Source organism: Halobacillus rhizosphaerae, assembly GCF_046719735.1.
Classification (GTDB): Bacteria; Bacillota; Bacilli; order Bacillales; family Halobacillaceae; genus Halobacillus_B; species Halobacillus_B rhizosphaerae.
Window position 1 is genome coordinate 12,061 of the sequence record NZ_JAUTWQ010000023.1, and the last position, 20,621, is coordinate 32,681.

Consider the following 20,621-nt stretch of genomic DNA (forward strand, 5'->3'; position numbering starts at 1 on the left):
AAATGCTGAATTTTCTTCAACGAATTGGTAAGTCGTTAATGTTTCCGATTGCGACATTGCCTGCAGCTGCATTGCTAGTCAGACTTGGGATGGATGATATGCTTAATATTCCCTTTATGACGGCAGCAGGTAATGGGATTCTAGGCAATCTTGCTCTTATTTTTGCTATTGGTATAGCTATGGGATTTGCTAAGGACGGCAGTGGAGCTGCTGCCCTGGCAGGTGCGGTCGGCTATTTGGTTCTAAATGAAGGGATAGGTGCCATTAATTCAGATATTAAAATGGGAGTCTTTTCAGGAATCATTGCAGGGATTGTAGCAGGTATGCTTTACAATCGTTTTCATGATGTTAAATTTCCTGATTTTCTCTCCTTTTTCGGCGGGAAACGATTTATTCCTATCATTACATCTGGCGTCATGGTAGTGCTTGCCTTTGTATTAGGATACTTATGGGTGTATCCTCAGTATCTTTTGGATGCAACAGCGCACTGGATTTTAAATTCCGGCGCAGTGGGAGTAGGAGTCTACGGGGTGTTAAACCGTCTGCTTATTCCAGTAGGTCTTCACCATGTCATTAATACATTAATTTGGTTTGATTTCGGATCCTTTACGACAAGTTCAGGAGAAGTAGTTAAAGGTGAAATCAACCGTTTCTTAAATGGAGATCCCAATGCTGGCAGTTTCTTAGCAGGTTTCTTCCCGGTCATGATGTTTGGGCTGCCATCTGCTTGTCTGGCCATGTACGCAGCGGCTAAGAAACATCGTAAAGCTGCGGTCGGTGGAATGCTTCTAAGTATTGCCCTGACTTCTTTTCTTACAGGGGTTACAGAACCGATAGAATTTTCATTCATGTTCTTGTCACCATTACTATATGGAGTTCATGCTCTATTAACTGGTTTATCTATGGTTATCGCTTACCTTTTTCACATCCGTGATGGGTTTGGATTTTCAGCTGGTTTAATTGACTACTTGCTTAATTACAATATTGCACAAAATCCATTTATGCTGATTATTATTGGTCTCGTCTTTGGTGCCATTTATTTCTTTGTTTTTTACTTCCTTATTATCAAACTGGATTTAAAAACACCTGGACGTGAAGATGAAGACGAAGACTTTGTAGAGGAAACACAGGAAGTTGGGATGCCATCAAGCAGTTCCAATGATTATGATGATAAGTCCTACTATTATTTAGAAGCCCTTGGGGGCCCGGACAACATTGATTCTCTAGATTATTGTACGACAAGACTAAGGATGAAAATGAATGATCGAGATCAAATTAATGAGAAGCAGTTGAAGAAACAAGGAGCTCGAGGGGTTATGAAGGTAGGGAAAAATAACCTTCAAGTAATCGTTGGTACTTCAGTAGAATTCTTAGCAGAAGCGATGAAAAAAAGGATGAATGCAGGGGATATGACTCCTCCTGGAAAGCAAACACAGGACGCTGAATCAGCACCTGCGCAGACTGCTAAGCGAGTTCTTCAATCCGAAGAATTTATTATGCCGATTGAAGGACAAGTCCTGCCGTTAACAGAAGTACCGGACCAGGTCTTTGCAGAACAGATGATGGGGCCAGGGTTTGCGATCGACCCTATCGGTGATACTATCTGTTCTCCTGTCGATGGTAAGGTGGTGCAAGTCTTTCCTACCAAGCATGCCATAGGGCTGGAGTTAGCCAATGGAATAGAAATTTTGATTCACATAGGACTGGATACAGTCAAATTAAACGGAGAAGGATTCGAAACGTTAGTCGAAGCTGATCAAACCATTAAGCAAGGTGATCCGTTAATTCGAGCACAATTTAATGAAATTAAAAATAATGTGCCGTCGATTATCACTCCGATTATCTTTACCAATCTTGAAAACGAACAAGTTCACCTCCTGAAATCAGGTAAACTGCAGCAAGGTGAATCCGGAGTTATTTCGATTAAATAAGCGAAGCAGAAGAGACATTGGGTTTCTCCCTGCTTTCCGTAAAGGTGGAATGAACACATGAGTGATATCGTTGAATTTACTAATTTATCCATTATTACTGAGGAAGGTGAATGGAAGACTGGATCTCTGCAGATTCATAATGGTAAAATCACCAAACTATCTCATCAACTTATTGGCGGGGCTGATCAGGTCATTGATGGAAAAGGGAAGCAGTACACACTGCTTCCTGGCTTTATCGATGTTCATATCCACGGAGCGAATGGTTTTGATGTAATGGATGCTACCTTTGATGGTCTCCAAGGAATTGCCCGTCAGCTTCCGAAAGAAGGTACCACGAGTTTCTTAGCAACAACAATGACCCAGTCTTCAGATGCAATTTCCAAAGCTGTGACTAATGTGGGTCAATACATGGAAAGCAAGCTCGCAGATGGTGAAGCAGAAGTTCTTGGGATTCATTTAGAAGGGCCATTTATTTCAAAAAATAAAGTAGGAGCCCAGCCCATCAAGCACGTAATGGAGCCTTCAGTAGAGAAATTCTCACATTGGCAGGAGCAAAGTCAGGGACATATTCGATTAATTACGCTTGCCCCTGAAGAAAGTGGAGCTATGGAACTTATTAAATACGTGAGTTCCCAAGGGGTAACGGCCTCTATAGGACACAGTGATGCTGACCTTTCCGTTGTGAATGAAGCGGTGGAACATGGGGCGAAGCATGTCACTCATTTATTTAATCAAATGAGAGGACTGCACCACCGAGAACCGGGTGTAGTGGGAGCTGCTCTTCTAAACGAAAAATTAATGGTCGAAATGATAGTGGATCGTATTCATGTCCATAAAGATGCCATTAAATTAGCTTACCAGCACACTAAAACTGACAGGACGATTCTTATTACAGATGCGATGCGCGCTAAATGTTTAGCGGACGGTGTGTATGATCTTGGCGGTCAGGATGTGGAAGTGAAGAATGGAGAAGCCCGATTAGAGGATGGAACGCTTGCTGGAAGTATTTTGACGCTGGCAGAAGCAGCGAGAAATATGAAAGAAGACCAAGAGTTAAATTATGAAGAACTTGCGGCCATTACATCGGCAAACGCAGCCAAACAGTTAGGGGTCTTTCATCGAAAGGGAAGTATTAAAGAAGGTAAAGACGCTGATCTTGTTATGCTGAATGAACATGGGGAAGTAATGGTTACGGTTTGCAAGGGTACCATTGCTTTCGACAGCAGGGAGGTGAGTTCGTGAAAGTGATCGTAACAGATAATTATGAACAGCTTAGCGCTAGGGCAGCAGAAATCATTGAAGACCAAGTAAATATGAATTCAGGTTCAGTGATAGGGCTGGCGACTGGTGGCACGCCGCTAGGGACTTATAAACACCTTATCAAAGGCTTCCAGGAGCGGAGCGTGGATTATTCTAAAGTAACTACTTTTAACTTGGATGAGTATGTGGGATTAGAAGAAGATCATCCTCAAAGCTATCACCAATTTATGGAGCAGAATTTATTCAATCATGTGAATATAAATCATACTCGTACTTATATCCCCAATGGGAATGCCGAAAGCCTTGAGGAAGAATGTCTTCTCTATGAACAACTCATTGAGGAAATCGGACCACCAGACTTGCAACTCTTAGGAATAGGAGAAAATGGTCATATCGGCTTTAATGAACCGGGAAGTTCGTTTCAGGGTTTCACTCATATTGAACAGTTGGATGAATCGACCCGTGAGGCAAATGCCAGGTTCTTCAACTCAAAAGAAGAAGTACCCTTGGAAGCCATCACAATGGGGATCGGTTCGATTTTAAAGAGTAAAGCCATTCTCCTATTAGCCTCAGGGGAACATAAAGCGAAGGCAATCTCCCAACTTTTAAAAGGGGAAACAGATGAACAATTTCCTGCCTCTGCATTATTGGATCATCCCAATGTCACGCTTGTAGTTGATCGAGCGGCATATCAATTAGTTGAAGCGGACGAAGGAGAGAGAGACCATGCTCAATAAGAATTCTCCCCTTCCTATGTATTATCAAATTGAAGAGAATTTAAAGCAGCGTATGGATACTGGGGAATACACTCCTGGGGATATGATCCCTTCTGAAAGAGAACTATCTGAGTTTTATGATGTGAGTCGGATGACTGTCAGACAAGCGGTTACAAATATGGTGAACGATGGCTACCTGTACCGTGAAAAAGGAAAAGGTACTTTTGTAGCAGAAAGCAAAATAGAACAGCCTTTGCAAGGGATGACTAGTTTTACCGAAGACATGAAGCAGCGAGGGATGGATGCCAGTAATAAATTGCTGGGATTCGAAACGATTCCGGCGACTCATGAAATCGCTAGAAAATTGCATCTGAAGGATAATCAGGAAGTTTATCGAATCCAAAGAATTCGTTATGCGGACGAGCAGCCAATGGCAATTGAAACGACCTTTATTCCTAAAACATTAATTCCAGATTTAAACGAAGAACTGGTGCAGGGGTCATTATACAATCATATTGAGAAACGTCTGCCTATTGCTAATGCCACTCAAGTAATTGAAGCTACGATAGCGGATGAGCATCAATCTCAGCTGCTTGAAGTCCCTCCTTTATCGGCAGTTCTGCATATTGAACGAAATAGTTTCTTGCAGGACGGTACTCCATTTGAGGTCGTGAAGTCTGCTTATCGTGCTGATCGTTACAAGTTCATTAGTGATATTTATCGTTCATGAGGTGAGGAAATGAATTATTTTACTATAATAGCTGATATGATTAAAGAGTTAGAGAAATCAAGTAATGAAATGATCGATATGATTAGTGAACAAATAGTAGAAAGTCTTAAGTCAGACGGAATCATACACCTGTTTGGTTCCGGACATTCTAGTTTACTAGCTCAGGATGTTTACTACCGGGCAGGAGGACTGGTTCCAGTCCATCCCATTACTCCAGCGCCATTTATGCTTCATAATGGAGCTGAAGAATCTAGCCGAAATGAGAGAAAACATGGTTTGATCGTACCCTGCTTAGAAAAGGAGAACCTGCAAGCGAATGACGTTCTTATTGTAATCTCAACATCCGGCAGAAATCCTGCTCCCATTGAAGCTGCTCTTTATGGGAAGGAAAAAGGACTATTAGTCGTAGGGATGTTATCGAAAAACTACACGTCCTATCAAAGATCTAAGCACAAATCAGGGAAAAGGCTGGAAGAAGTCGTAGACCTCACACTGGATACGCAAGTTCCTGTCGGGGATGCCGTGATGAGCTCTGAAAGCTTTCAGGAGAAATTCACCCCCGTATCATCCGTGGCAGGCACAGCACTATTGCACAGTTTATTTACAAAAGTCATCGAAAAACTAGCGGAAGAAAATATAAAACCGCCGATCTTTAAGAGTGGAAATGTAGATGGCATAGACGAACACAATCATAAGCTTATGAGTAAGTATAGGAAGCGGATATCCTTTTAAACTTTATGTAAACCCATCAGTCCAGCGGGCTGGTGGGTTTAAGTTTTCTGGAATCATCACGGCTTTTTTCGCTCGCTGAGATGAAAAATTACCAGCTGGCTTTTTTAACACCAGGAATCTGACCTTTATGGGCTAACTCTCTAAACTGAATGCGAGAAAGACCGAATTTCCTCATATATCCATGTGGTCGGCCGGTCAAGGCACAGCGGTTTTGTGTGCGTGATGGAGAGGAGTCTCTTGGCAGCTTGCGTATAGCTTCAAAGTCGCCAGCCGCTTTAAGCTCCTTGCGTTTCTCTGCATATTTGTCTACCAACTTTTGACGTTGCAGCTCTTTAGCAATTTTAGACTTTTTCGCCAATGGGTGACCTCCTTAAATAGTAATTGTTACGATTTGAATTATAGGACTCCCACTGCATAATGTCAAATTGTCAGGACTTTGTGCCTCAATATTAGATTTCCCAGGCAATAAATCATAGTTGTCTAGAGTGAGTTGTTCTACTATAATAAGGGCAAACAAAAAAAGCATAATAAATTTAGCCCTCAAGGGGAGCCCTCCAGGCTGAGAGTGAACAATTTGTTCTGACCCTTTGAACCTGTCAGTTAATACTGGTGTAGGAATGGCGGCTTTGTTGATGGTGCAATGCATGGGATCCATCAGAAAGCTTCCCTTTGTATTGCTTTTTTTGTGCTCAATTTTAAAGGGGGAGTTTGAGATGAAACACAAAGGAGTATTGTTTTTAGTCGAAGTAGCTATTTTCTCGGCTATTGCTATTTTGCTGGATATTATCCCGTTTTTGTCATTTAAATTATGGGCCCAGGGGGGATCGGTGTCCTTCTCTATGGTGCCAGTATTTATTATGGCTTACAGATGGGGAATAAAAGGTGGATTATTAACAGGATTTCTACTGGGAGTCTATCAAATATTACTGGGAAATGCTCTTCTAGTTACACCTGTACAGAGTTTCCTAGATTATATTCTAGCATTTACGTCGATTGGATTCGCTGGAATAATGGCTGGCCAGATAGCCTCTGCGGCTTCTAAACATCATGTGAAACGAATGATTACAGCGATTATCACCGGTTGTTTGATAGGAAGTCTACTAAGGTTTGTGAGTCATTTTATCGCGGGCATTGTCTTTTACGGCAAATTTGCACCGCCGGGGCAGCCGGTATGGCTTTACTCTCTCCTCTACAATGGAGGTTATATGCTTCCTGCCTTTATATTAAGTGCGGTGATTGTCAGTATACTTTTCGTGAAAAGACCTCAACTCATCATTCACAAGCCGTATAAATAATTATAAGAATAAATATTCTACTTTTAAATTGAAAGGTGAGCTCAGTTTTTTAATCTGGAGCTCACCTTTTTTTAAGTCATGAGAATTATATATGAAGCAGGAGAGTTAAAGGATCGAATCGAATTTTAAAGGAGTAGGAAAGAAAGGGGTCAGGATATTGAAAGATAAACCGAATATAGTTGCTACATTTTCTATTGTGGGCCACGATCCTGAAACGGGAGAGTTAGGAGTTGCCGTTCAATCTAAGTTTCTTGGTGTGGGGTCGGTGGTGCCTTGGGCTGAAGCTGGCGTAGGAGCGATTGCGACGCAAGCACTAGCCAATCCTGCTTATGGACCGTCAGGATTAAAATTATTGAGAGAAGGTCTTAGTGCACAAGAAACGTTAGATGAATTAGTTAAAAATGACCCTCAAGCAGATGAACGTCAGGCAGGCATTATAGACGCGAATGGAAGGGGAGCGACGTATACTGGCGCAAATTGTCTTGATTGGGCAGGAGGAATGACCGGCCCCAATTACTGTGCGCAAGGCAACATTTTAGTAAATCAAGCAACAGTATCGGAGATGGGAAAAGCCTTTGAACAACATTCAGGGTCTCTTTCAGATCGATTGATTGCTGGACTGCAAGCTGCCCAAAAAGCAGGAGGGGATAGTCGCGGCCGTCAATCAGCAGCAATTTACGTAGTTAAAGATAAAGGAGGCTATGGGGGACTGAATGACGTTTTTGTGGATCTTCGTGTCGATGATCACCCGGATCCAATCGAGGAATTGAACAGGATTTATCAACTGCAGCAGTTATACTTTGGGGAAACAAAAACAGAAGATATTAAGAGGATAGAGGGTCCGTTTAAGTCAAGATTAACGGGAAAACTGCACCAGCTTGGTTACCTTTCCACAAAATCGCCATCAGACCAGGAATTATATAAAGGTTTAAAAACATTTATAAATACTGAGAATTTTGAAGGACGGGAACAAAAAGAAGGGTACATAGACATGCAGGTGTATACTTTTATGGAAAATCAATAAGTTTGTCATTTAAAGCGGCTGATATTTTCTTCAGTCGCTTTATTGACGTTCGATACTAATTAGTTTACTATCTAATTAGATGAATGACTAATTAGATAGAATTGAAGGGAGATGAAAAAATTATGCAATTGGATAAGATGGTTGCCTTTCACAAGGCAGTCGGCGATCCTGCAAGGTTAAGGATTATCGCCTTACTCAGAAAGGGACCGCTGCACGGGCAGGCAATTGCGGGTAAATTGGGTCTGCGTCCTCCGACAATTTCGCACCATATTAAGAAGCTGAGGGATACCGGGATGGTTTATGCCCTTCGTGACAAGAATACGATTTACTTCTATCTAGATGAAAAGAAACTCGCCTTTATGGCAAGTGCTATCTTAAAATTGGGAGATGAGGAGAGTATGAAGAAGGATGAATTGAAAGGTACGGAACAAGAACAGAGAAAAGTAATTCAAAGTTTTATTACGGCAAATGGCCAATTAAAACAGCTTCCAAGTCAATTAAAGAAAAAGCTAGTCGTTCTTTCTTACTTTGTCCAGGGGTTTGAAACGGGTAAGGTCTATCAAGAAAGCGAAGTGAATGAATATATTAAAACTTTCTATGATGACTTTGCTACTTTACGAAGAGAATGGATTATGCATCATTTCATGTACCGTGAAAATAATCAATACGAATTAAATCCTCAAGAAATGTGGCCGCTAGTCGTTAAAAGGTAACAGAGGTTGCCTTTTTCTTTTTGTAATCTAATTAGATGCATATCTAATTCGTGGGGCAGGGAATATCATGACTTCTTCCTTATTGAAAAATCATCCATATAAATATCTCTTTTACTCTGGGATCGTAAATGGAGTGGGCGATCGCTTTAGTCAAGTAGCTGTACTAACTCTGCTTTTACAGCTCACCGGTTCTGGCTTAGCAGTAGGGGCAGCTATGGGAATTAGAATTCTTCCGTATTTATTTTTATCTCCTATTGGAGGAAGACTCTCTGATCGTGTAAGCAAAAAAAAGCTAATGATAACCACGGACATAGTAAGGGTGCCGTTTGCCTTAAGTCTTCTATTTGTGAACACAGAAAATGATCTATGGATCATTTTTGTCTGTGTCCTGGCATTGTCCTGTGGGGAAGCATTCTATCAACCAGTTAGAAAGAGTGCCATTGCAGGAATTACGGATGCAGAAGAGTTGATTCGAGTAAATGGGTTAGAACAAGTAATGATAGGTGTGGTACTCATCATTGGTTCGATAACGGGAGGGATTGTAACGTATGTGATTGGAGTCAAAATGGCATTTTTATGGAACGCTTTGACTTTTATCTTCGCTGTTCTTCTGATCAAACACTTAACCTTACCTATGAACATCTTCGCTAACGAAGAAGGGGGTGAGACTCCTCTCTCAGCAAAAGTCTTTTTTAATAAGCTTCACAAAGTCGTACTGGCTGTCTGTCTTATCGAACTTGTTATTTCTGCAACGGATGGCATATTTAACGTACTTATTAGTTACTATGGTTCAGAAACCTTACAACTGGGAGGTCTGGGTATTGGGGCATTGTATGGTTCGTTAGGAATAGGTTTAGCGGGAAGTTTTGTCATTACGAGAAAACTATCGCGCTCATTCCTGCAAATAGGGCTCTTCTCCATCATTTTGGAAGGCGTCTTGCAAGTTGCGGCAAGCCAGGCGGATGCGCTTCTGGAGGTATCCCTATTGTTTACAGGGATTTCATTTGTTGGTGGAATCGGTGCTGCCTGTTTTCATACTCTGATTATGAAGCATACTGCTAAACATTGGCAAGGACGTGTATTTGGAGGGTTGGAAGCAAGTACCAATGTCATACTAGGGGGGTTCATGCTGGCATCGGGAATTGCTTTGGACCATTTCTCAGAAAGGTTCATTGGTGGGATCGGAGGGGGAGTAAATATTGTTTTTGGTTCTATAATGGTAGTAGTCTTCTTCTTATTTAAGAATAGAGCTAAACAAACACCATTCTGATAGGTCTAGTTAGGATTCAAGGGTAATTTACCTCATCTAATGAGTAAACTCAATTTAGATAAAGCTAAAAAGAGAACTTTCGTTGATTTTCAGGTTTGAATTATCTCCAAAAAGGAAAATACCTGTATCATCCTTTTGAAATGAGGCAGAATTATGGAAAAAGGGACATTACATTGGAACATGACAAAGTATGAAAGGGGTGTGTACAGCGAAGAAAATGATGAGGTTGCAATCGAATTTCCTCTCACTATACACATTAATGGCGAGGAATATGCCACCATGGTGTGTACCCCTCTTTATCTTGAAGAATTAGTCATCGGTTTTTTGGCAACAGAAGGAATAATAAGAACCACAAAAGATGTGAAGTCCATATCAATTGATAAGGATATGGGGTTTGCTTACATAGACATCCACCGTACTTTCCAGCGATTGAATGCTGGAGATAAAAGGTGGATCGGTTCTTGTTGTGGTAAAAGCCGCTCTTTTTATTTTCAAGGGGATGCTAAGACGGCTCGCACAGTCCTGAGTCATTTTCACGTTGAACCCGAGGTATGTCTAACTTTAATGAATGAATTTCATAATCACGCTGAGATGTTCCAGCGTACAGGCGGGGTGCACCAGGCAGCCTTAGCTGATAAAGATGGAATGCAAATCGTTTTTTCAGATATTGGGAGGCATAATGCTTTAGACAAACTATATGGTTATATGCTGAAACACAGCATGCAAAACAACCAAAAAATCATTATCTTCAGCGGACGTATTTCTTCTGAGGTGCTGTTGAAGGTCTCCAAAATGGGGATAGGGTTTTTATTGTCAAAGTCTGCGCCTACTAATTTAGCCCTGGAGTTAGCCTATGACCTTAATATTACAGCGGCAGGATTCGTCCGCAATGATAGAATGAATATATATACGCATCCAGAAAGAATTATAGAAACTAATAAACAAAGGGATCTATCGTAAAGGGAGGAATTTAAATTGTTAGAGCGAGACCATACAGTAGTTACTATAAATGGCAGTGAGTATTTAGCAGACCCGGGCCAGAATTTGCTTGATTTAATTAATTCAACAAATGAAACAGTTCCGCAAATCTGCTACAACGAGTCACTCGGTCCCATAGAAACCTGTGATACTTGTATCGTACAGGTAAATGGAGAGTTGAAGCGTGCCTGCGGCTTAAAGGTTGAAGCAGGAATGCGGGTGCAGACGGAATTACCTCAGGTTAAGATAGCTCAGAAAGAAGCGCTGGATACGATTCTTGAAAATCACGAACTTTACTGTACCGTTTGTGATTACAATAATGGGGATTGTGAGATTCATAACACTATGGACGAATTTGGTCTGGAACATCAATCCCGTCCTTTTAAAGAGAAACCCTACAATAGGGATGATTCCGGCTCTTTCTATCGTTATGATCCCGATCAGTGTATTCTTTGCGGGCGCTGTGTAGAGGTTTGTCAGGATGTACAAGTTAATGAAACACTCACAATCGATTGGGAACGCCAGCAGCCTCGTGTCATCTGGGATAATGATGTTCCTATAGATCAGTCCTCTTGTGTAAACTGCGGCCAGTGTTCGACCGTCTGCCCATGCAATGCCATGATGGAGAAAGGTATGGAAGGCGATGCTGGTTTTCTAACAGGACAGGAACCCGGGCTCCTTAAATCTATGATAGATTTAACGAAAAAAGTAGAAACGGGATATGGTCCATTGTTTGCCGTGTCTGATACAGAAGCTGCCATGAGGGAAGAACGAATCAAGAAAACAAAAACCGTATGTACGTATTGTGGTGTTGGATGCTCGTTTGATGTTTGGACAAAAGATAGAGAAGTACTTAAAGTCGTTCCTCATGCGGAATCTCCGGCAAATGGAATCTCTACATGTGTGAAAGGGAAATTCGGCTGGGACTATGTAAATAGTAAAGATCGTTTAACAAAACCGCTTATCCGTAAAGGCGAAATATTTGAAGAAGTAGAGTGGGACGAAGCAATCTCCTATGTGGCAAAAAGATTTAATGAAATCAAAGTGGAGAAAGGCGCAGACCATTTAGGGTTTATTTCTTCCTCAAAAGCAACGAATGAAGAATCATACTTAATGCAGAAACTTGCCCGCCAAATCATAGGCACAAACAATATTGATAACTGCTCCAGGTATTGTCAAACCCCTGCTACTATGGGATTGTTCCGAACAGTAGGACATGGAGGAGACTCAGGTTCCATTTCTGACATAGCTAAAGCAGAACTCGTAATCACTATAGGATCTAATACGGCAGAATCCCACCCAGTATTAGCCTCTAGAATTAAACGATCTCATAAATTATTTAATCAAAAATTATTTGTCTTCGATTTGAGAAAGCATGAAATGGCCCAGCGTGCTGACCGCTTCTACCGGCCGAAGCCTGGTTCAGATTTAGTTTGGCTTTCTGCCGTAACCAAATACATTCTTGACCAAGGCTGGGAAGATAGAAAATTCCTAGATGAATGGGTGAACTCCTACGAAGAATACAAGCAGAGCCTTGAACCTTTCACATTGGAATACGCTTCAGACTTAACGGGGATTCCAGTGGATGAATTGAAGAATGTAGCGGAAGAGATCGCGAAAAGTGAAACGGTCTCCATATGCTGGGCTATGGGTATCACTCAGCATATGCGCGGAAGTGACACGAGTACGGCTATTTCCAACTTGCTGCTCGTTACAGGAAACTATATGAAACCAGGGGCAGGCGCTTATCCATTGCGAGGGCATAATAATGTTCAAGGCTGCAGTGACTTTGGCAGTATGCCGAACTTCTTCCCTGGTTATGAAAAGACAACAGACGACGAGGTAAGATCCCGCTATGAAAAAGCTTGGGGTGTAGAACTTCCGGCAGAATTTGGTAAAGATAATCATCAGATGATTGAGGCCATTCATGACGGCAACCTGTCAAGCATGTTTGTTATTGGGGAAGATACCGGAATAGTGGATGCAAACATCAACTATGTAACTGATGCTTTTGAAAAACTGGATTTCTTTGTAGTACAGGATTTATTCCTTACGAAGACAGCCGAATATGCGGATGTAGTATTACCCGCTGCCCCGAGTCTGGAGAAGGACGGTACGTTTACAAACACGGAGCGAAGAATTCAGCGTTTGTATAAATCATTGGATCCGCTCCCTGGTGCCAAGCCTGACTGGGAAATTTTATCTCTACTTGCCAAAGAAATGGGCTACGATTGGGGATATGAGCATCCAGCAGAAATAATGGCAGAGTCAGCGAGTCTCTCTCCTATGTTTGCGGGCGTTACTTATGATCGTTTAGAAGGGTACAATTCCCTGCAGTGGCCAGTAGCACAGGACGGAACGGATACGCCGTTACTGTTTACGGAAGGATTCCCGTTTGAAGACAAGAAGGCAAGATTATATCCTCTTGACTTTCAACTCGAATACGATACCACCGATGAGTATGATCTGCATGTAAATAATGGCCGGCTTCTTGAGCATTTTCATGAAGGGAATATGACTTATAAATCGGAGGGAATTGCCAGGAAAACACCAAATTCTTTCGTCGAGGTTTCTCCTGAACTGGCAAAAGAACGCGGTATAGAAGAAGGGGCTCAAGTGAAGTTAATATCCGATGCTGGATCAGCCACAGGCAGAGTAACTATCACAGACCGAGTAAGTGGCAAAGAGCTTTTTATGCCCTTAAATGACAACGGAAAATCAGCGATAAATTTTTTAACAGATAACCGGGTAGATAAGGACAGTAACACGCCTGCATATAAAGAAATTGCTGTAAAAATGAAGATTCTTAAGAAAGAGGGCGAGTCCCCCATTCCTTCTAATAATCATCGAAGAGGAGAACCAGTCCCTCAAGTTAGTGTGAAAGTAGAGAAGAAGTGGCAAAGAGAGGATTATGAATTTCCGGGAAGCAAGGTGAGAAGATAATGGCAAAGTCAATTACTACCATTAAACGTTATGAAGTTTCTCAGGAGGAACAAAGAGAGAAGGATTTTTCGGAAGTTAAAGAAGCCGTCTCAGATAATAAAGAAGCAATTTTAAAGGGGATTAAACTTCTTTCCGCCTTGGATGAAGGCGGCACCCTTGATTCCGCGTACGCCTTTAATAAGAAAAAGAATGCGGCTCTTACCAATTTAGTGGAAGAGATAAATAAAGAGAGGTACACTTCTTTGCTTGAGAACCTCCCTGAACTTATTTTCTTACTAGGTGATTTGGATGTAAAAGCCATCCGGGATCTGACCTCCCGGTTAAATCATGGATTAGAGGAAATGGAACCTTCCTCGGAAGGAAAGAAAACGTCGATGTTTGATTTAGCGAAATCCTTAAAAGATCCAGAAATCAACCGTAGTATTACGATGATTTTACAGTTCTTAAAGGGGATGGGGAAAAAATAAACCGATGAATTCTAAAAGATATTAGATGATTCAATTCTTCAAAAGTACTCCAATTTATTTTACAGTTGGAGTACTTTTTTTAATAATCTGGAGGGGAAGATGATGTTAACGTGGGATGTATGGAAAGTATGAAGCACTCAGTAAATCGTAGAGTACAGGGTGACATTCACGACCCATTCACTATTGGGGGACTTTACTGTACAGCCTTGATCAATGATTCTGCAATTAATCGCCAAGCCTGCTGAGCCTTATCCTTAGGTCCTAAATGATGAAAGGCGTGCGTACAGTTCTCGAAAAGTTCCAGTTGAACCTGGACTCCTGACTTTATTAACTTGTTTGTGTACTTTTCTGCCTCAGGGCGAAAAGCGTCATGCTCGGCAGCGATTATGAGTGCTGGAGCTAATCCTTCCAGTCTTTCTGCCAAAACAGGAGAAGCATAAGGGTGGGCAGCTTGGTTGGACTCGGGTACATAACAATGATTCAGGAAATTGGCCACCTGCGGGTATTTCGACCGCCAGGGGTCAGGCTCAGGCTTTTCTGCATGGGGAGTAGAGAAATCAAGCATGGGACAGGATAGAACTTGTAGTAAAGGTTGTGGTTCATGACGTTCTTTTAATAACATGCAGAGCACTGCCGCTAAGTTTGCACCGGAACTTTGACCGCCAATTATTATTTTTTCAGGATCAATTCGCAGTTCTTCTGCATGATGTTTGATCCAGTTCAATATGTCATAGCTTTGTTGTACGGGAATGGGAAACGGATACTCAGGCGCTTTGGGATAGTCTACGTTCACCACCACACATTTAGTTTCATTAGCAAGCATGCGGCAATAAGGGTCATCCATCTCTTTTGAATGCATAATAAAAGCTCCACCATGAAAGTTTAGATAAACCGGCCGTCTTTCTACAGCTCCTATTGGGTAATAGCAGGAGATGGCCGTGCTAAGCTCATAGTTATCTATAAGGATATCAGTTTTTGTTTGAACAGGTTGAAACTCCACTAGCGGTTTTTTTTCTGCTTGGTTAGGTAATAGTCGAAGCAGGTTAGCTGTCAACGTAGTAATCATAAATAAGCTCCTCTCATTTTTTGTTTGTACGAATGCAGCAGCGCAAATAATTTGCTGTGTAAGAGAACTGAATTTTTTCATCTCTAAAAATATTGGAAATATATGAATCATGCTATGATTGAATTATGGTTCTCACGAATTCGAAAAATGTAAAAGAGATGAGGTGTAAGCGATGTGGCTCATGATCTTTGCTGTAGTAGCTACTTTATTGCTTTTTTGGCATAAGGTGGCTTTTCCTTTAGAAGAAATTAAAGAAACTGAATCGTACTCTATTATCATTCCTGCGCGTAATGAAGCAGAGAATCTTAAGCGCTTGCTCCCATCTATTCTTGCTCAGAAGAGTATCCATCAGGAAGTTTTAGTAGTGGATGATGATTCTGATGATAATACTTCTGAAATTGCCCGATCGTATGGAGTAAAAGTAGTAACCCCTCCGCCAATTCCAAGTGACTGGCAGGGGAAATCCTGGGCTTGTTACCATGGTGCAAAAGAGTCTTCAGGAAGAACATTATTCTTTCTCGACGCAGATACCTGGTTTTCTCCTGATGGCCCCAACCGAATTATTCAGTTTGCAGAAGCCCAGGAAAAAGAGTGTCTTATAACCATTCACCCTTATCATGAAATGCGTTCGTTCTGGGAAAAACTTTCCTCTGTGTTTCATATGATAGTATTTCTATCGTCAGGAATCACTAACTTTTTCAGAAATCGCATGAATACCCATGGTGGCTTCGGACCTTGTTTAATTATTAAGGCGGATACGTATTGGAGGCTGGAGGGTCACTTTAGCATCCGGGGAGAAATTGTTGAACATTTAGCATTAGCAAGACGAGCGGGAAAGCAAGGAGTAAGGACATTCGCCTACAGCGGTAAAAAAGTAGTTCATATGAGAATGTATCCTTCACGCTTTTCAGCGGTGGTAAATGGCTGGTCAAAAAGCTTTGCCTCTGGAGCTCGAACAGCTTCGCCTGTTTTGTCGATTGTAAGTATTATTTGGGTTTCTCTTATCATTTCATTCCTGGTAAATATGATCCACATTGGGTGGTGGAGTAGTATTATTTATGTCATCCTATCGTGTTTACTGTATCGTTTTCTAAAGCAGGTCGGTACTTTTCATTGGTATGACGCGGCTCTTTTTCCCGTTCACTTTTTCTTTTTTGTGATTGTATTTGCCTATTCTTTCCTGAATTCCTTTCTGTTCAAGCAAACTACATGGAAAGGCCGCCAAATTGCAGGAAATAAGGGGAAAGATTCCTCATGATAATAGTTAATGCTGCCGTCTGGGTTGCTATCCATTTAAGTATAAGTTTCATCGTATTTTTCTGTCCGGAATCTTTTGTTTTGAAATTTTCAACAATCTTTAAAATCAATAAATGGGAAAAAAACGGATCCATTTATGAAAAAATCAAGATTAGAAAATGGAAACACAGGCTGCCTGAAGCCCGAAAATGGTTTAATAATGGAACTGGTAAAACGGCGAAGGACTTGAGAGAGAAGGGAAGTCTTTGGAAATTCGAATTACAAACTTATCGATCAGAGCTCTCTCACTGGATGCAAATGCTACCTGCGCCTTTGTTCTTTTTCTTCAACAGTCCTTTAGCAGGCTGGATCAATATCATGTACGCCGTACTCTTTAACCTTCCTTTTATTATTATTCAGAGGTACAATCGATCGCGTCTAGCAAAGCTTAAAATGCTTTCCCTTGACCGCAAATGATCTTATTGGTGGGAGATCATCAGGCGGATTTTTCCATAAAATTAATCAGGTTGGAATGACTGCTGAAAAGATGTAGAACGAACCATACACCATTATAGTTCAAAGAAAAACCATCCAATCATTATCAATTGAATAACGATTTTTGCAATAGAGCCGCTTAGAAAGCCTAGAAATGACCCTAAGGCTGCTTTGGCAGCTGATTCAGGGGTTCTTTTTTGGATTAATTCGGCCACTGCGACTAAGATTAGCGGCAGCAGAATGATCCCGAATGGAGGAAAAATAAATGAACCAGCGATCACACCTGCCGCTGCTGCTCTTTCTCCCCATTTACTTCCGCCATACTTTCTTACAAAATAACTGTTCGCTATAATATCAGCGGCGATGAGAAGCACGGTTAATAGAATAATTCCAATCCAAAAATATAGAGAAAGCGTATCCCGATCAATAAAAAAGTAATAAGTTACATATCCGATCCAAAGAACCAGCGGTCCCGGAATGATCGGGAATATCAAGCTGGCAAAGCTAGCTGCAAAACAGATAATTATGATGCTCCAGTATAGATACTCCATAATTCACCTCCTGATTTGAATTTATTCTATCATTTAAACTAAGTAAAGGCGGAAATAACTTGAAAATTTTAACCGAAAAGCTGACTAACAGATCCGCACTTAATAGGAGCATGCCCTTCCTTTAAATAACTAGACTCCGAACCAATAGAACGTGGTTCGGAGTCTAGTGAGAGTATAATTCCTATATTCCGGCTTCTCAGTTAATGAGATTTGCTTCTTTCTGTTTTAAGTTTCGGTTTACTTGGCCAGAATGCGTACTTTCCGAGTATTCCTGTAAGAGAAGGAACGAGAAATGGTCTAACGATGAACGTATCCAGTAAAACTCCTATTGCCGTCACTGTACCAAATTGGACGAGTACTTGAATAGGAAGAGTGATTAATACTGCGAAAGTCCCTGCTAAAATTAATCCGGCAGAGGTAATAACTGAACCGGTTTCCGATACCCCTTCGCTTATCGCTTGGCCCAATTTCTTGGAGAGGCTTTTCTTCCAAATACTTGAGATCATAAAGATGTTGTAATCTTCTCCTAGGGCAACAATGAATACAAAAGAGTACAGCGGGATAAACCCTTGTAGTTCTTCCACTCCAAAACCGTAATGAAGTATAATCCAACCAATTCCAATCGCACTAAAGTAAGAGAGCAGGACAGTCGCCATTAAATATGCCATAGCAGTTAAAGATCGCAAATAAAGAACAAGTAATAAGGCGATCATGACAATAATGACGGGAATGATTACTTTGGAATCCCGGTTAACGATTTGTGAAGTATCATATTGCTCAGCGGTTTGACCCGCAATCCATACCTTATCCTCTGGATTAGAAATAGCTGCCGATTGCAGAGCGTTTTCTGAGATATCTCTTAAGTTTTTAATTTTGTTAACTGCTTCTTGAGAATAAGGATTCATAGAATATTCTGCGCTATAGCTTAATAGGTTCGGGTCATCTTCGGCTTTTTTTGCATCAGAAACTTTAGCTATATAAGAGAGATCTTCTAAGTTCTCTTTTATGTTTGTGCTCTTGCCGTCGGTCTGAACGATGATTTGGACAGGAGCCAGCTGTCCTGGATCAAAGTGTTCCCCGATTAATGAAAAGCCTTGTCTGGAAGGTGTATCCTCTGGAAAAGTAGACAAGGTGTCAAAGGTATACTTCGTCTGGGTAGAGAACAATGCTAACACACCCAGTATAAGCGCAGTAGTTAAAGCAATAATCCATTTTTTATCAATCACTAGTTTGCCAAGACGGTCCCAGATAGTAAGTTTGGTTGTTTTTTTCGGTACGGATTTCCCTTTTTTTCTTGCCCGCTCCTCTTCCATAGCAGGGGTTCTCGGGATGAACGGAAAGAATGATCCTCTGCCGAAAATCCCCAGCAAAGCAGGTACGAGGGTAAGGCTTGCGATCATCATAATTAATATCGCCAAACTAAAAGGAACGGCGAAACGTTGAAGGGTCCCATACTGAGCAAGCAGAAGAATAAGTAAAGCAAACATGACGGTTAGACCACTCATTGCAATCGCTCCAGCTGTACCGCTGAAAGCTTTTTTCATAGCGGTTAACCGGCTTTCTTCTTCTTTTAGAAAACTTCTGTATCGTGCGATAAGAAATAAACAGTAATCTGTTCCTGCACCAAATAAAAGGACGGTCATTATCGATAATCCTTGGGCATCAAAGGTAATCCAGCCTTGAGCTGCCATCCAGCCTAATAACGGATTAATAACTCCATAAGCGAATCCAACCGCTACGAGCGGAATAAGAGCTAAGATAGGGGAACGATAAATGACTAATAGAAAGATTAAAACCAGGGCAACCGTTGATAACAGCAGGGATACATCAGCATTTGAAAACAGTCCCTCTGCATCCACTGCGATACCTGCTGGACCAGTAACGCGGCTCACCAATGTTTGGTCGGCGTCTATATCGGCTTGGAATGGTTCAGAACCAAAGATGTCCTTGACTTGGCTTTTTACTTTCTCCAGTCCTTCTTTATACACCGCTGTTTCTTGATTTTCGTCAAAGAAAATCGGCTGCACAATCGTAGTTCCATCCTCTGATACTTGCTGCTTAAGCGCCTGAGGGGGAAGCTGGAAATAGGGAATGGTCCCTTTCTGGTGCGGAAGCGGATCCTCAGTAATTTCTTTAGAGAGCTGCTGAATATGCTGAAAGTCTTCTTGAGTTAATCCATCTTCCCGATACCAGGTTATAAGTGCAGGTACGCCTGAATCGGACGGAAATTGCTCTTTCGCAATGCGTGATGCCTCCACGGAAGGCACGTCTTCGTCAAAATTACTAGCGGCATTATCCTCCTGAGAATTGGCCTGAGGAAGCAATCCATTTAGTATTCCAACCATGATAATCCATAATACTACTGTTATCCATTTCCCGTTTTTCCCGCTGATGCGTTCTGAAAATCTTTCAAACCAACTATTCTCCACTTTCATCAACCTCCATAAATGATCGTTTACTTATCAATTGATAAGCCAAGGGTAAAAAAATTGTACCAGCCCATCGGATGATACGAGATTAAAGATTGTTTGCTTAATGAATAGAATCTGAGGCAAAACCATACAAAAAGAAGCTGATAATCTTTTTTGCTGCTTCTTCACTGCGTTCGGAAGCTTTTGTTTCTTTCCCTATAGTAAAGATAGTGGAAGATAAAGCATGGTTTATTAATGTCATGAGAAGCCGTGCACAAACGGTCGGTGTATAGCCGCTTGCCTGAGGGTCCCGCAGAGAGCCGTCGGTAAAACCTTTCTTAAATACCTCAATCATTGGATATAAATAAGCTTCGTGCCACCACACTTGAATTTGTTTCTGAGCCGGTTCAGGCAGCTCATGCTGAATATCGTGAAACATCTGAGTTAAATCATTCGGGTGGTGTTTTATCATATAGGAAACCACTTTAAGGAGACATTTCTCTGTAGACAGGTTCTGCGCCAGAATCTCATCCATGGATTGCTTTGTTTCTAAGGAAACAGAACGAATGACTTCAACATATAGTTCGGTTTTCCCTGAGAAGTGGTGGTACAGGGCAGGCTGGGTAATGCCGCATGTATCAGCAATTTGTCTAGTAGAGACTGCTCTGTAGCCTAATTCCATAAATAGCTTTCGTGAAGTTTGAATAATCATGTTTCTTGTTTCAGTTTTTTTCATTGTAGTTTCTCAAACTTTCTTTTGTCATTTCTTCTAGCGCTAATCCAGCTTATCAAGTGATAAGTTT

General features: G+C 41.4%; 19 protein-coding genes and 1 riboswitch. Of the genes, 14 read left to right on the forward strand and 5 right to left on the reverse strand.

Features of this window, described 5'->3' with window-relative positions:
- Positions 1–2 precede the first annotated feature (2 nt).
- From nagE to Q7A53_RS18230, 5 genes are read left to right on the forward strand one after another with little or no spacing between them, the layout of a single operon-like run.
- On the forward strand, positions 3–1,931 hold the full coding sequence (gene nagE, locus Q7A53_RS18210; protein ID WP_411790627.1) for an N-acetylglucosamine-specific PTS transporter subunit IIBC: 1,929 nt from the start codon (positions 3–5) through the stop codon (positions 1,929–1,931).
- A gap of 57 nt (positions 1,932–1,988) precedes the next feature.
- Positions 1,989–3,173 carry an N-acetylglucosamine-6-phosphate deacetylase gene (gene nagA, locus Q7A53_RS18215; protein WP_411790628.1) on the forward strand — a complete coding sequence of 395 codons (1,185 nt, stop codon included), beginning with the start codon at positions 1,989–1,991 and terminating at the stop codon, positions 3,171–3,173.
- Positions 3,170–3,928 (forward strand): glucosamine-6-phosphate deaminase, encoded by a 759-nt coding sequence (gene nagB / locus Q7A53_RS18220; RefSeq protein WP_411790629.1) that lies wholly within the window; start codon positions 3,170–3,172, stop codon positions 3,926–3,928. Before nagA ends, nagB begins: the two co-directional genes overlap by 4 nt.
- A complete protein-coding gene (locus tag Q7A53_RS18225) occupies positions 3,918–4,637 on the forward strand; it encodes a GntR family transcriptional regulator (protein ID WP_411790630.1) in 720 nt (239 codons plus the stop codon). The genes nagB and Q7A53_RS18225 overlap by 11 nt, the downstream gene beginning before the upstream one ends.
- Positions 4,638–4,646: 9 nt before the next feature.
- Entirely contained in the window at positions 4,647–5,369 is a 723-nt protein-coding gene (locus tag Q7A53_RS18230) for a sugar isomerase domain-containing protein (RefSeq protein WP_411790631.1), read from the forward strand.
- A gap of 88 nt (positions 5,370–5,457) precedes the next feature.
- On the opposite strand, the gene rpsN is transcribed toward Q7A53_RS18230, so the two are convergent.
- Positions 5,458–5,727 (reverse strand): 30S ribosomal protein S14, encoded by a 270-nt coding sequence (rpsN, locus tag Q7A53_RS18235; protein ID WP_411790632.1) that lies wholly within the window; start codon positions 5,725–5,727, stop codon positions 5,458–5,460.
- A 175-nt stretch (positions 5,728–5,902) separates the two neighbouring features.
- A riboswitch (TPP riboswitch) is annotated at positions 5,903–6,004 on the forward strand.
- Positions 6,005–6,082: 78 nt separating this feature from the next.
- Here rpsN and thiT point away from each other — a divergent pair.
- From thiT to Q7A53_RS18270, 7 genes are all read left to right on the forward strand, one after another.
- Entirely contained in the window at positions 6,083–6,664 is a 582-nt protein-coding gene (gene thiT / locus Q7A53_RS18240) for an energy-coupled thiamine transporter ThiT (RefSeq protein ID WP_411790633.1), read from the forward strand.
- 154 nt (positions 6,665–6,818) lie between these two features.
- Entirely contained in the window at positions 6,819–7,688 is an 870-nt protein-coding gene (locus Q7A53_RS18245) for a DUF1028 domain-containing protein (protein WP_411790708.1), read from the forward strand.
- Positions 7,689–7,810: 122 nt separating this feature from the next.
- Positions 7,811–8,401 (forward strand): DUF2087 domain-containing protein, encoded by a 591-nt coding sequence (locus Q7A53_RS18250; protein ID WP_411790634.1) that lies wholly within the window; start codon positions 7,811–7,813, stop codon positions 8,399–8,401.
- Positions 8,402–8,468: 67 nt separating this feature from the next.
- Positions 8,469–9,671, forward strand: coding sequence for an MFS transporter (locus tag Q7A53_RS18255; RefSeq protein WP_411790635.1), 1,203 nt, complete (start codon positions 8,469–8,471; stop codon positions 9,669–9,671).
- A gap of 153 nt (positions 9,672–9,824) precedes the next feature.
- Positions 9,825–10,631: a formate dehydrogenase accessory sulfurtransferase FdhD gene (fdhD, locus tag Q7A53_RS18260; RefSeq protein ID WP_411790636.1), complete on the forward strand. Its 807-nt coding sequence runs from the start codon at positions 9,825–9,827 to the stop codon at positions 10,629–10,631.
- A 15-nt stretch (positions 10,632–10,646) separates the two neighbouring features.
- The gene (gene fdhF, locus Q7A53_RS18265) at positions 10,647–13,592 is read left to right on the forward strand and encodes a formate dehydrogenase subunit alpha (protein ID WP_411790637.1); all 2,946 of its coding nucleotides are present in this window, start codon (positions 10,647–10,649) and stop codon (positions 13,590–13,592) included.
- Positions 13,592–14,059, forward strand: coding sequence for a helical membrane plugin domain-containing protein (locus Q7A53_RS18270; protein WP_411790638.1), 468 nt, complete (start codon positions 13,592–13,594; stop codon positions 14,057–14,059). The genes fdhF and Q7A53_RS18270 overlap by 1 nt, the downstream gene beginning before the upstream one ends.
- A gap of 193 nt (positions 14,060–14,252) precedes the next feature.
- On the opposite strand, the gene Q7A53_RS18275 is transcribed toward Q7A53_RS18270, so the two are convergent.
- On the reverse strand, positions 14,253–15,125 hold the full coding sequence (locus Q7A53_RS18275; RefSeq protein ID WP_411790639.1) for an alpha/beta hydrolase: 873 nt from the start codon (positions 15,123–15,125) through the stop codon (positions 14,253–14,255).
- Positions 15,126–15,297: 172 nt separating this feature from the next.
- Here Q7A53_RS18275 and Q7A53_RS18280 point away from each other — a divergent pair, with 172 nt between their 5' ends.
- Together Q7A53_RS18280 and Q7A53_RS18285 are read left to right on the forward strand one after the other, a co-directional pair.
- Positions 15,298–16,383, forward strand: a complete 1,086-nt coding sequence (locus Q7A53_RS18280; RefSeq protein WP_411790640.1) for a glycosyltransferase family 2 protein — start codon at positions 15,298–15,300, stop codon at positions 16,381–16,383.
- Positions 16,380–16,838, forward strand: coding sequence for a glycosyl-4,4'-diaponeurosporenoate acyltransferase CrtO family protein (locus Q7A53_RS18285; protein WP_411790641.1), 459 nt, complete (start codon positions 16,380–16,382; stop codon positions 16,836–16,838). Before Q7A53_RS18280 ends, Q7A53_RS18285 begins: the two co-directional genes overlap by 4 nt.
- A gap of 92 nt (positions 16,839–16,930) precedes the next feature.
- Here the strand turns inward: Q7A53_RS18285 and Q7A53_RS18290 are convergent, their stop codons facing one another.
- The 3 genes from Q7A53_RS18290 to Q7A53_RS18300 all read right to left on the reverse strand — a co-directional run bounded on the left by Q7A53_RS18290 (position 16,931) and on the right by Q7A53_RS18300 (position 20,554).
- Positions 16,931–17,407, reverse strand: a complete 477-nt coding sequence (locus Q7A53_RS18290) for a DUF456 domain-containing protein (protein ID WP_411790642.1) — start codon at positions 17,405–17,407, stop codon at positions 16,931–16,933.
- Positions 17,408–17,607: 200 nt separating this feature from the next.
- Positions 17,608–19,836, reverse strand: a complete 2,229-nt coding sequence (locus Q7A53_RS18295) for an MMPL family transporter (protein WP_411790643.1) — start codon at positions 19,834–19,836, stop codon at positions 17,608–17,610.
- Positions 19,837–19,939: 103 nt separating this feature from the next.
- Positions 19,940–20,554 (reverse strand): TetR/AcrR family transcriptional regulator, encoded by a 615-nt coding sequence (locus Q7A53_RS18300; protein ID WP_411790644.1) that lies wholly within the window; start codon positions 20,552–20,554, stop codon positions 19,940–19,942.
- Positions 20,555–20,621 lie beyond the last annotated feature (67 nt).